Annotated in this window: 11 protein-coding genes and 1 riboswitch; of the genes, 5 read left to right on the top strand and 6 right to left on the bottom strand. The window is 72.8% G+C overall.

From position 1 onward, the window contains the following. Nucleotides 1-57: 57 nt before the first annotated feature. From ACWD10_RS12715 to thiO, 3 genes are read right to left on the bottom strand one after another with little or no spacing between them, the layout of a single operon-like run. Entirely contained in the window at nucleotides 58-852 is a 795-nt protein-coding gene (locus ACWD10_RS12715; protein WP_451089932.1) for a thiazole synthase, read from the bottom strand. A 3-nt stretch (nucleotides 853-855) separates the two neighbouring features. Next, nucleotides 856-1,101 (bottom strand): sulfur carrier protein ThiS, encoded by a 246-nt coding sequence (thiS, locus tag ACWD10_RS12720; protein ID WP_451089934.1) that lies wholly within the window; start codon nucleotides 1,099-1,101, stop codon nucleotides 856-858. Further along, entirely contained in the window at nucleotides 1,098-2,396 is a 1,299-nt protein-coding gene (gene thiO / locus ACWD10_RS12725) for a glycine oxidase ThiO (RefSeq protein ID WP_451090069.1), read from the bottom strand. The genes thiS and thiO overlap by 4 nt, the downstream gene beginning before the upstream one ends. Nucleotides 2,397-2,558: 162 nt before the next feature. After that, nucleotides 2,559-2,671: riboswitch (TPP riboswitch) on the bottom strand. Between the two features lie 178 nt (nucleotides 2,672-2,849). Here thiO and ACWD10_RS12730 point away from each other — a divergent pair. The 5 genes from ACWD10_RS12730 (at nucleotide 2,850) to ACWD10_RS12750 (ending at nucleotide 7,331) form a co-directional block, all read left to right on the top strand. Continuing rightward, nucleotides 2,850-4,013, top strand: a complete 1,164-nt coding sequence (locus ACWD10_RS12730) for an NAD(P)/FAD-dependent oxidoreductase (RefSeq protein ID WP_451090070.1) — start codon at nucleotides 2,850-2,852, stop codon at nucleotides 4,011-4,013. Nucleotides 4,014-4,110: 97 nt separating this feature from the next. Further along, nucleotides 4,111-4,482, top strand: coding sequence for an Rv2175c family DNA-binding protein (locus tag ACWD10_RS12735; protein ID WP_451089936.1), 372 nt, complete (start codon nucleotides 4,111-4,113; stop codon nucleotides 4,480-4,482). A gap of 72 nt (nucleotides 4,483-4,554) precedes the next feature. Continuing rightward, nucleotides 4,555-5,211, top strand: a complete 657-nt coding sequence (thiE, locus tag ACWD10_RS12740; RefSeq protein ID WP_451089938.1) for a thiamine phosphate synthase — start codon at nucleotides 4,555-4,557, stop codon at nucleotides 5,209-5,211. A gap of 200 nt (nucleotides 5,212-5,411) precedes the next feature. Continuing rightward, nucleotides 5,412-6,338 carry a methylenetetrahydrofolate reductase [NAD(P)H] gene (metF, locus tag ACWD10_RS12745; RefSeq protein ID WP_451089940.1) on the top strand — a complete coding sequence of 309 codons (927 nt, stop codon included), beginning with the start codon at nucleotides 5,412-5,414 and terminating at the stop codon, nucleotides 6,336-6,338. A gap of 57 nt (nucleotides 6,339-6,395) precedes the next feature. Next, complete coding sequence (locus ACWD10_RS12750; RefSeq protein ID WP_451089942.1) at nucleotides 6,396-7,331, top strand: SCO2102 family sporulation regulator; 936 nt, start codon at nucleotides 6,396-6,398, stop codon at nucleotides 7,329-7,331. 152 nt (nucleotides 7,332-7,483) lie between these two features. Here the strand turns inward: ACWD10_RS12750 and ACWD10_RS12755 are convergent, their stop codons facing one another. The 3 genes from ACWD10_RS12755 to ACWD10_RS12765 all read right to left on the bottom strand — a co-directional run bounded on the left by ACWD10_RS12755 (nucleotide 7,484) and on the right by ACWD10_RS12765 (nucleotide 10,891). Then, the gene (locus tag ACWD10_RS12755; protein ID WP_451089944.1) at nucleotides 7,484-9,061 is read right to left on the bottom strand and encodes a phytoene desaturase family protein; all 1,578 of its coding nucleotides are present in this window, start codon (nucleotides 9,059-9,061) and stop codon (nucleotides 7,484-7,486) included. A gap of 206 nt (nucleotides 9,062-9,267) precedes the next feature. Further along, the gene (locus ACWD10_RS12760) at nucleotides 9,268-9,885 is read right to left on the bottom strand and encodes a DUF4126 domain-containing protein (RefSeq protein WP_451089946.1); all 618 of its coding nucleotides are present in this window, start codon (nucleotides 9,883-9,885) and stop codon (nucleotides 9,268-9,270) included. Between the two features lie 391 nt (nucleotides 9,886-10,276). Beyond that, nucleotides 10,277-10,891: a TetR/AcrR family transcriptional regulator gene (locus ACWD10_RS12765; RefSeq protein WP_451089948.1), complete on the bottom strand. Its 615-nt coding sequence runs from the start codon at nucleotides 10,889-10,891 to the stop codon at nucleotides 10,277-10,279. Between the last annotated feature and the right edge of the window lie 57 nt (nucleotides 10,892-10,948).

The raw sequence follows: 10,948 nt of genomic DNA on the forward strand, positions 1-10,948 counted from the left end.
GCAGCAGAGCTGTGACCCGGGGTAGGCCCCTTTGGTAACCCTTATAACCGGTGACGGTCAGAACGCAGGCCGCTCCGGATCGAGCCGGGCCAGGCCCTCCGCCGGCGACGACGCCTGCGCGAAGTGGCGACGCGGGATCCGCCCGGCCCGGTACGCCAGCCGCCCCGCCTCGACCGCGTGCCGCATCGCCTCCGCCATGAGCACCGGCTCCTGCGCCCGGGTCACCGCCGAGGCCAGCATCACCCCGGCGCAGCCCAGCTCCATGGCGAGCGCGGCGTCGGAGGCCGTACCGGCGCCCGCGTCCAGAATCACCGGCACGCGCGCGTGCTCCACGATCAACTGGAAGTTGTGCGGATTGCGGATGCCCAGGCCGGAGCCGATGGGGGAGCCGAGCGGCATCACCGCGGCACACCCGACGTCCTCCAGCTTCCGCGCCAGGACGGGGTCGTCATTGGTGTACGGAAGGACCGTGAAGCCGTCGTCGACCAGGGTCTCGGCGGCCTCCAGGGTCTCCACCGGATCGGGAAGCAGGGTGCGCTCGTCCGCGATCACCTCGACCTTGATCAGATCGGTGCCGAGCGCCTCACGGGCCAGCCGCGCCGTGAGCACCGCCTCCCCGGCCGTGAAGCAGCCCGCGGTGTTGGGCAGTACCTGGATGTCGAGCTTCTGGAGGACGGAGAGGACCGAGCCCTTGACGGCCGGGTCGACGCGGCGCATCGCCACGGTCGTGAGCTCGGTGCCGGACGCGGCCAGGGACCGCTCGAGGACGTCGAGGCTGGGCGCGCCTCCGGTCCCCATGATGAGGCGGGACGAGAACGTCGTACCGCCGATGACCAGGGGGTCGTCTGCCATGGGTCAGCCTCCTTGGACGGCGGTGAGGACCTCGACGCGGTCCCCGGCGCGCAGGGTGGTGCGGTGCCACTCGCCGCGCGGGACGACGGTTTCGTTGACGGCGGCCGCGACCCCGGAGGGCGCGGCGCTCAGGCGGGCGACCAGGGCGTCGAGCGTGGTGCCCGCGGGGATGTCCTGCGGTTCGCCGTTCACGGACACGGTGATGCCGGACGGCACGGTTCCGGGGTCCGGCGCTGCTGCGGCGCTCATACGGCCTGCTCCTCGCGTACGGCCTGCTCCTCGCGCACGGTCCGCTCCTCTTCGAGGACGGCGGGAGTTGCTGCTGCGAGGTGTTCCGGTGCGGCGGGTCTTTCCCGTAGGGGAGACGCCTTTCGTACGTCTTGCGGCAGCGGCTCCTGGTGTACGTCCTGTCGTGCGTCCCGCTTCCCGTGCGCGTCGAACCGGCGGGGCGTGAACGGGCGGGCGTACTCCGGCAGTTCACCGGCCGCCAGGACGTGCGCCATGGCGTCGCCGGTGATCGGCGTCAGGAGCACGCCGTTGCGGTAGTGGCCGGTCGCCAGGTGCAGGCCGGGCAGCGCCGTGGGGCCGAGCAGCGGGGCGTTGTCCGGGGAACCGGGGCGCAGCCCGGCACGGGTCTCGGTGAGCGGCAGCTCGGTGAGCCCGGGCACCAGCTCGTGGGCGTCCCGGAGCAGCTCGTACACCCCGCCCGCGGTGACCGTGGTGTCCCAGCCCTGCTCCTCGCTGGTGGCGCCGATCACCAGCTCGCCGTTCTCGCGCGGCACCAGGTAGACGTGGCTGCCGCGGACCACGGCGCGCACCGTGCGGCTGAGGAACGGCGCGTACGCGGGCGGCACGGTCAGACGGAGCACCTGCCCCTTGACCGGCCGCACCGGCGGTACGACCTCGGCGGGCACCCCGGCGAGGTCACCGCTGCGGCTGCCGGTCGCGAGCACCACCTGGTCCGCGGTCAGCTCGGTGCCGTCCGCGAGCACCGCGCCGCGCGCCCGGTCGCCGACCACCGTGAGCCGGTCCGCCGCCTGCCGGTGAAAGGTCACCCCGGCCCGCTCGCACGCCGTGACCAAGGCACGGGCGAGCCGCCGCGGGTCGATCTGGTGGTCCCCGTCGACCCGCAGGCCGCCGCGTACGCCCGGCGCGAGCAGCGGTTCGAGGCGGCGGCACGCGCGGCCCGAGAGCCACTGCGAGTCGAGCCCCGAGCGGTGCTGGAGGGCGTGCAGTTCGCGCAGATGGGCACGGTCGTCGGCGTCGAGCGCGACGGCGAGCGTGCCGCACCGGCGGTAGCCGAGGTCCTGGCCGCTCGCCTCCGCCAACTCGGCGGCGAAGGCCGGATAGCGCTCCGCCGAGGCGAGGTTGAGGGCGAGCAGCGTCTCCTCGCCGTAGTGCAGTTCGGAGACGGCGCCGAGCATGCCTGCCGCCACCCGGGCCGCGCCGCCGCCCGGCTCCGGGTCCACGACCTCGACGCGCAGCCCGCGCTGCGCCGCGCGCCACGCGGTGACGAGGCCGATGATCCCGCCGCCGAGCACCAGTACGTCGTGACTGCTGCCGCCGGAGGGCGGTGTGAGTGGCGTCCGTACTTCAGTAGTGGCCGTTTTCGTGGGCGTGCGCACTTCAGCGGGCGTGCGCGCTTCAGTGGGCGTACGCACTTCAGTAGGGGCCGCTTTCGCGGGCGTGTGCGCTGTGCGTGGAGGCATGGGCGTCCAGCCCCTCCCTTCGCCGGCATGACCCGGATCAGGTTCGTACGGTCGGAGGCGCGTGAGCCTCCCTCTCAGCCCGGTGCGTCCGGGCTCCCGCGTGTGGTCTCTGCCGGCCACCCTAGCTCTTGGCCCCGGTCACCTGAAGGGCGCCGGGTCCGGTGCTGTGCACTACGTCACGTACCGGCCTCGATCACCACTCTCCCTGACGACGCGTCAGTTGATTAGGGTGATCGTGTGAGCGAGCAGAGGCAGCAGAAGCAGCGCGTCGTCATCGTCGGCGCGGGAATGGCCGGCGTACAGACCGCCGTGGCGCTGCGCGAGCAGGGCTTCACCGGTGAGGTCCTGGTAATCGGCGCCGAGCCCCACCAGCCCTACGACCGGCCGCCGCTGTCCAAGGCCGTACTGCTCGGCAAGGCCGAGGGCTCCGCCTTCGACATCGACTTCGAGCAGCTCGACGTCGAGCTGAGCCTCGGTCACGAGGTCACCGGGGTCCGCCCGGACGCGCACGAGGTCGACACCGACCGCGGCCCGGTCCCGTACGACGTCCTGGTCCTCGCCACCGGCGCCGAACCGCTGCGCCTGCCCGGCACCGAGGGCGTGCCCGGCGTCCATCTGCTGCGCACCCTGGACGACGCGGACCGGCTCCGTCCGGTGCTCGCCGAGCAGAGCGAGATCGTGGTCGTGGGAGCCGGCTGGATCGGCGCCGAGTTCGCCACCGCCGCGCGCGAGGCGGGCTGCGCGGTCACCGTCGTCGAGGCCACCGACCGGCCGCTCGCCGGGGCGCTGCCCGCCGAGGTCGCCGCCCCGATGGCCGCCTGGTACGCGGACGCCGGGGCGGCCCTGCGCACGCACGCGCGCGTGGCGCGGATCGAGCCCGGCGCCGTGATCCTGGACGACGGCACCCGGCTGCCCGCCGGAGCCGTCGTCGTCGGCATCGGCGCCCGCCCGACCACCGCCTGGCTGTCCGGCTCCGGCATCGACACCGGCCCGGACGGCGCGATCGTCGCGGACGCCGCGCTGCGCACCTCGGCGCCCGATGTGTACGCGGTGGGGGACTGCGCCTCGTTCCCGTCAGGCCGGTACGGCCAGCGGCTCCTGGTGCACCACTGGGACAACGCCCTGCAGGGCCCGCGCACCGTCGCGGCGAACATCATCGGTGAGACCCCGGCGGTCTACGACCCGGTCCCGTACTTCTGGTCCGAGCAGTTCGGCCGCTTCGTGCAGTACGCGGGCCACCACGCCGCCGCGGACACCCTGGTGTGGCGCGGCGACCCGTCGGGTCCGGCCTGGTCGGTGTGCTGGCTGCGCGACCGCGCCCTGGTCGCCCTGCTCGCCGTGGGGCGTCCGCGCGACCTGGCGCAGGGGCGCCGCCTGATCGAGTCGGGCGTACCCCTCGACGCGGAGCGCGTGGCGGACCCTGCGGTCCCGTTGAAAGCGGCGAAGGCGTAGCCGCGCCGGGGGTCCTGCCCGGCATCGCCGCACGTCACCCCCGCCTCCTGGCCACGCCAGGTACCGACTGTCAGTCCGGGGTGGCACGCTTGTCCCTGTGACCGAGATTGACGCAAAGACCGAGGCTCTCATCCCCGCCTGGCTCAACCTTCCCGAGATCGCCGAGATGCTCGGCGTGGAGGTGACCCGCGTGCGGCAGCTGGTGAAGGAAGGCCAGCTGATCGCCGTACGCCGGGGGGAGAACAAGGCACTGTATGTTCCCGCCGCCTTCATCGACGAGGACGGCGCAAAGATCGTCAAGGGCCTCACCGGGCTCCTGACGGTCCTGCGGGACGACGGTTTCAACGACGAAGAGATGCTGGAGTGGCTCTTCACCCCCGACCCGACCCTGCCCGGGACCCCCGCCCAGGCCCTGAGGGAGAATCGCGGCACGGAGGTGAAGCGCCGCGCCCAGGCGCTCGCCGTCTGACCTGACACACCGACGGCGTACGGGCCCCGCGCACCGGGGTCCGTACGCCACCGACACCGGGGGATCCGTCCCATGACAGGCGCTCCACAGTCCCGCGCGGCACAGCTCGCCGACGCCCGCCTCTATCTGTGCACCGACGCCCGCAAGCGCCAGGGCGACCTGCCGGAGTTCCTGGACGCGGTCCTGGCCGGGGGCGTGGACATCGTGCAGCTCCGGGACAAGGGCATGGAGGCGGGGGAGGAGCTGGAGCACCTCGCCGTGTTCGCCGACGCCTGCGCCCGCCACGGCAAGCTGCTCGCGGTGAACGACCGGGCGGACGTCGCCCACGCGATCGGCGCCGACGTGCTGCACCTGGGCCAGGGCGACCTGCCCGTCCCCGCGGCCCGCGCCATCCTCGGCGATGAGGTCCTGATCGGCCGCTCCACACACGCCGAGCCCGAGGCGGCCGCCGCCGCGACGCAGGAGGGCGTGGACTACTTCTGCACCGGCCCCTGCTGGCCCACCCCCACCAAGCCCGGTCGGCACGCACCCGGCCTCGACCTGGTGCGGTCCACGGCGGCGCTCGGCACCGACCGCCCGTGGTTCGCCATCGGCGGCATCGACGCCGACAACCTCGACCAGGTCCTTGAGGCGGGCGCCCGCCGGATCGTGGTCGTCCGCGCGCTCACGGAGGCCGAGGATCCCCAAGCCGCGGCCGCCGACCTCGCGAAGCGGCTGCGTACGGCCTGAAGCGGCTGCGTACGGCCTGAGGGGACGCGATCGCGTACGGCCTGAAAGTGGTCGCGTATGAGCAGACCAGGACGGCCGTGGTCGGGGACACGGTGTACAGAGGCCCGCAGGTTGTCCGATGCGTGGACAACAAACCGGCAAAACCGGCATTTCGACCGTCCGCGGTTGGGGCGCCGTCACACCCTGACTAACCTGCGGGTATGGCCCTTGGCACAGCTTCCACCAGAACGGACCGTCCGCGCACGGTCCGTGACATGCTCGCGACCGGCAAGACCTCGTATTCGTTCGAGTTCTACGCGCCGAAGACCCCGAAGGGCGAGCGGAATCTGTGGAACGCGCTGCGCCGGGTCGAGGCGGTCCAGCCGAGCTTCGTCTCCGTCACCTATGGCGCGGGCGGATCCACGCGCTCCGGCACCGTGAAGGCGACCGAGCAGATCGTCGAGGACTTCACGCTGACCCCGGTCGCCCACCTGACCGCCGTCAACCACTCCATCGCCGAACTCCGCAACATCATCGGGCAGTACGCCGACGCCGGGATCCGGAACATGCTCGCCCTGCGCGGCGACCCGCCCGGCGACCCCATGGGCGCGTGGGTCCCGCACCCGAAGGGCGTCACCTACGCCGCCGAACTGGTGCGGCTCATCAAGGAGTCCGGCAACTTCTGCGTGGGCGTCGCGGCCTTCCCCGAGATGCACCCGCGCTCCGCGGACTGGGACACCGACATCCGGCACTTCGTGGACAAGTGCCGCGCGGGCGCCGACTACGCGATCACGCAGATGTTCTTCAATCCGGAGGACTATTTGCGGCTGCGCGACCGAGTCGCCGCCGCCGGCTGCGAGACCCCGATCATCCCGGAGGTCATGCCGCTCACGAATGTGAAGCAGCTCCAGCGGTTTGCGCAGCTCAGCAACGCCTCCTTCCCGGCCGGACTGAAAGAGCGGATCCTCTCGGCACAAGACGATCCGGCGACGGTACGCTCCATTGGCATCGAGTACGCGACGGAGTTCTGCGCTCGGCTCCTTGCCGAAGGAGTGCCAGGTCTGCACTTCATTACGCTCAACAACTCCACGGCGACTCTGGAGATCTACGAGAATCTGGGCCTGCACGACGACCCGCGGCAGGTCTGACCACACGGCCACGACCGCGTCCGGACAGGACGCGGTGGCTGGAGGAGAGGGGCGTACATGGGCTGGACGGTCCTCTACATCGCGTTCGGCGTCGTCGCGCTGTGGCTGCTCGGCGAGGTGCTGCTGCAGTACAAGGCACGGCTGCGCTGGCGGCTGCTCGCGTTCGTCGGCTTCCTCGGGGTCGTCGTCGGCGTGCTCATCCCCTCGGTCGTCGTGATCGGGATCGGCGCCGCCACCTTCGCCGTCGGGCAGACCTATGTGACGCTCTCCTTCCGCCGCGGCTTCTCCACCGGCTGGGCCATCGGCGGCGGTCCGGGCGGCAGCCGCCGTCGCAGGACCGAGGGCGCCGACGCCGAGCAGGACCCGACGCTCCAGGTGTCCGACGTGGAGTACGGCGCTCCGTACCCGCCGGAGCACGCGCCCGAGGCGCACTCCGGCGCGCACCCTGACGCGCACGCCGAGCAGCCCGCCGACTTCGCGGCCACCCAGGCGTCCCCGGTCTACGCCCCGGAGCCGATGCCGGACGACACCATGCAGTACGGCGTCTACACCGACGCGTCGTCCTTCCCGCCGCCGCCCGCGCCCGCCGCGGCCCCCGCCGGGGACTACGGCTACGACGGCTACGCCACGACGGGCTACGAGCAGGACCAGTACGGCTACGACAACGGCCAGTACGCCGCCTACTCCGACCCCTACATCGGCACGCAGGCCGCCTACAACGCCGATTACGACAGCTACGGCGGGCAGCAGGGCTACGACCCCGGATATGCCGCACAGGAGGCCGCGTACCCCGGCGGCTACCCCGGCGAGACCCCGCCCGGCGGTGTCTGGGTCCCCCAGCAACGCACCGGCGACGACCAGCAGCAGGGCGGCGCCGAGCTCCCGCCCGAGCAGCCGTACCCGTACCAGGACGGCTACGGGACGGGCTACGACGGACAGCAGCAGGCGGGCTATCAGGCGGGCTATAACGACCAGCAGCAGTACCGCTACTGAGTCCGACAGGCCTCGATCCCTCCGGCCCCGTCGGCGCTGCGGATCTAGCTGTCGGCTCGGTGCTGCGGATCCAGCTGTCGGCTCGGCGCTACAGATTCAGCCGTCGGTGCTGCCGCAGATCCAGGCGGGACCGGGCCGCCCGACACCGCGGGTCACTGCGACCCGCGGAACTCCGCGCCCTCGACGATCAGCCCCGCGACCAGCGCCCCCGACATCCCGGCGTGTGCGAGGCCGCCGCCCGGGTGTGCCCAGCCACCGGCCAGATAAAGCCCGGGGAGCCGGGTGCTGTTGGCCGGGTGAAGGAGCCGTCCCTCCGCCGCGGCCAGGGCGGGCGCGGGCACCGAGCCGCCCTCGGCGCAGGTGGTCCGCGCGATGTCCACGGGCGTGCGCACCTCGTGCCACAGGAGCCGGTCGCGGAGCCCCGGTATCGCGCGCTCGGCGACGGTGAGCAGCCGCTCCGCGGCCTCGGCCGCGGCCTCGCGGTCGGACCAGTCGACCGGGCCGTGCGGCGGGACCGTGGCCGTCAGGGTGACCGCCTCGTGGTCCGCGTCCGGCACCAGGGCGGGGTCGTCGGGGCGCAGCACCGTGAGGGTCGGTGCGGCGCAGACGGCCGCACCCCGCCGCGGGTCTCGCGGGCCTCGCGGGTCCCGCGGGTCCGGGGCGCCCGGCGCCTCCGGTGGGAAGAGGTGGTCCAGTTCGTCCTCGCGGTCGGCGGGGTGCAGCACGGTGCGGTGCGGGGTCGCCTCGGGGCGGGCGCCGCGCAGTGCGAGCAGCGCGGTGAGCCTGCCGGGCAGCCCCGACTGCGGGGCTGCCGGGCCGACGTCTCGCCACACCCGGTGCCCCGGCAGCAGCGACGTGACGGTGCCGGGCGCGCAGCCCGCCACTACGTGGTCGGCCTGCTCGACCGTGCCGTCCGCGAGCTCGACCCCGGCCGCCCGGCCGTCCTTCTCCACGATCCGTACGATCTCGGCACCGAAGGTGAACTCGACCTTCCGCTCCCGGCACCGGTCGTACACCGCGCGCGCCAACTCACGCAGCCCGCCGCGCACGTACCAGACGCCGAAGGACTGCTCCATGTACGGCAGTACGGCGGCGTTGGCCGGGGCCGTGCGCGGATCGAGGCCGTACGCGAGGGCGTGGCTCTCCAGGATGGCGGCGAGCCGCGGGTCGGCCAGCTCCCAGGCGCCGACCTCGGCGAGGGTGCGGGCCCGGCGATCGGCGCGCAGCAGTCTGCGCCGGACGGCCGCGGGGTAGGGCTCGCGCTCGCCGAGGACCTGCCAGTTGGGCCAGAGGGGCTCTTCGAGGAGGGGGCGGCGCATGCGCTCCCAGGCGTCCCGTGCGCGGTTCATGACCACGCCCCAGCGCTCCCCGGCGCCGGTGCCGAGCGCCGCGTCGAGCGCCGCCACCGCGCCCGCGCGGGAGGCGTTGGGCAGGTCCACTTCCGTGCCGTCCGCGAAGAGATGACGCACCGCCGGGTCGACCTGGACCAGGTCGACGCAGTCCTCGAGCGGCCGCTTGCCGGTCTTGATGAACAGGTCGCGGTAGACGGCGGGCAGCGGGAGCAGTCCCGGTCCGGTGTCGAAGGCGAAGCCGTCGCGTTCGTACCGGCCGAGCGCACCGCCGTACGTCTCCGCGCGCTCGAAGATCACCACCCGGTGGCCTGCCACGGCCAGCCGGGCGGCCGTCGCCATCGCGCCCATCCCGGCGCCGATCACCGCAATCCGTGCCATGTCAGGGACCTTATCCGGACCCACTGACAACGCGGCGCGCGGCCATGTTCCAGCCCGCCTGACGTTTGAGGACGAGCACGCTGTTTCAGCCCGTCCGGCGTTCGAGGACGGGCGCGTTCAGCGTGCGGGAAGCGGGGTCTGGCGGCGCAGCCCCCAGGTGCGGCAACCGAGCCGACGGCACGGAGTCGTGGTCCGTCAGAAACGCCCTAACCGGGCGGCAGCCCGGCCCGCGCCGCAGCCAGGCGTTTCTCCTCGCGGCGCCGGTCCCGGCGGCGCAGGAAGTGCCGGATGTGGCGGGCGATGAAGAACAGTATCACCAGGCCGAGCAGGAGCAGGACGCCCGCGATGATCGCGGCGGCCTCCGGGTGGAACATCGCGAACGAGACGAGTCCGCCCACGCCCAGGTCCTCGGCGATGCTGACGACGATATTGCTGAACGGCTCGGGCGAGGTGTTGATCGCCATCCGGCCCCCGGCCTTCACGAAGTGGCTGGCGAGCGCGGTCGAGCCGCCGATCGCCCCGGCCGCCAGATCGTTGAGGGAGCCGCTCTGGCCCGCGAGCAGCGCGCCGACCACGCCACCGGAGACCGGCCGGATCACGGTGTGCACCGCGTCCCAGACCGAGTCCACGTACGGGATCTTGTCGGCCACGGCCTCGCAGAGGAAGAGCGCTCCGGCGACCACGAGGACGTCGGTGCGCTGCATGGACTCGGGGACGTCATCGGTCAGGCCGGTGGCCCCGAAGATGCCGAGCAGCAGGACCACGGCGTAGGCGTTGATCCCGCTCGCCCAGCCGCTGGTGAAAACGAGAGGGAGTACGGACACGGGCGTGATCGTAGCCAGTCGGGTGCTCGCGCGGATGGGGAGGAGTGCGCAGGCCTGAGTATCCGTACCTAGTACGTGAGATGAGTAGCTGCACGGATGGGCGTTGACCTGCGCAGACGGAAGAGTAGGGGGCACGGAAGGGGAGCGGCACCGGCACCGCCGACACGGGGCGGCGGAACGGTGCCGCACCCCCGAAGGAACGGGGGCACGCACGGGGGAGGCGCTGGTTCCGGAGAGGCTCGGGGGGATCGAGCCTCTCCGGACCGGCGCCTTCAGTGCTTCCGGGAGCCTTCCGCGTACGGCATCACCACGCGCGCGTGCCGTGTAGGAGGGCTCCACGCGCGCGTGCCGCGTACGAGGGCTCCACGCGCGCGTGCCGCCCAGGGCACCGCTACGCGCGTGTGCCGCTCACCCGGCCCTGAAGGAGCCGGGACAGGGCGGCGTGTACGTCGTCGATGGACCGCTCGGGCTGGAACGCCTGCCAGTCGAGCGCGGCCACCAGGACCATGCCCACCAGGGCGGCGGCGGTGAGCGGAACGTCGATCTCCGCGCTCAGCTCGCCCGCTGCCACGCCCTCGCGCAGCACGTCCTCGACCACGGCGACGGCCTGCTGCCTGACCACCATCAAGGTGGACTGCCAGGCCCGGTTGGTGCGCCACAACTCGGCGACGTAGAGCTGGGTGAAGGCCGGATAGGCGGCGATGAAGTCGAGCCCGGCGCGGATCATCGCGTCGAGCGCGTCGACCTTGCTGCCGCCCCGCGCGGCCGTCTCGTCCGCCGCCTCCTGCAGGGAGGCGGTGAGCAGCCCGACGCCGTAGCGGAGCAACTCCTCGAAGAGCTCGGCCTTGCTGGCGAAGTTGTAGTAGACCGTGCCCTTCGCGACGCCCGCGCGCTCCGCGATCTCGTCGACCGTGGTCGCGGAGAACCCCTTCTCGGCGATGAGGGTGACGGCCGCCTCGTAGAGCTTCGCCCGGGTGGCCCGGCGCCGTGGGTTGCTGCTGTCCATGGCCCTGATTGTCACAGGTGCGGACGGGCTCGCCGGCACGGGTGCGGTCGGGCTGCT

The sequence above is a fragment of the Streptomyces sp. NPDC002851 genome (genome assembly GCF_053591935.1).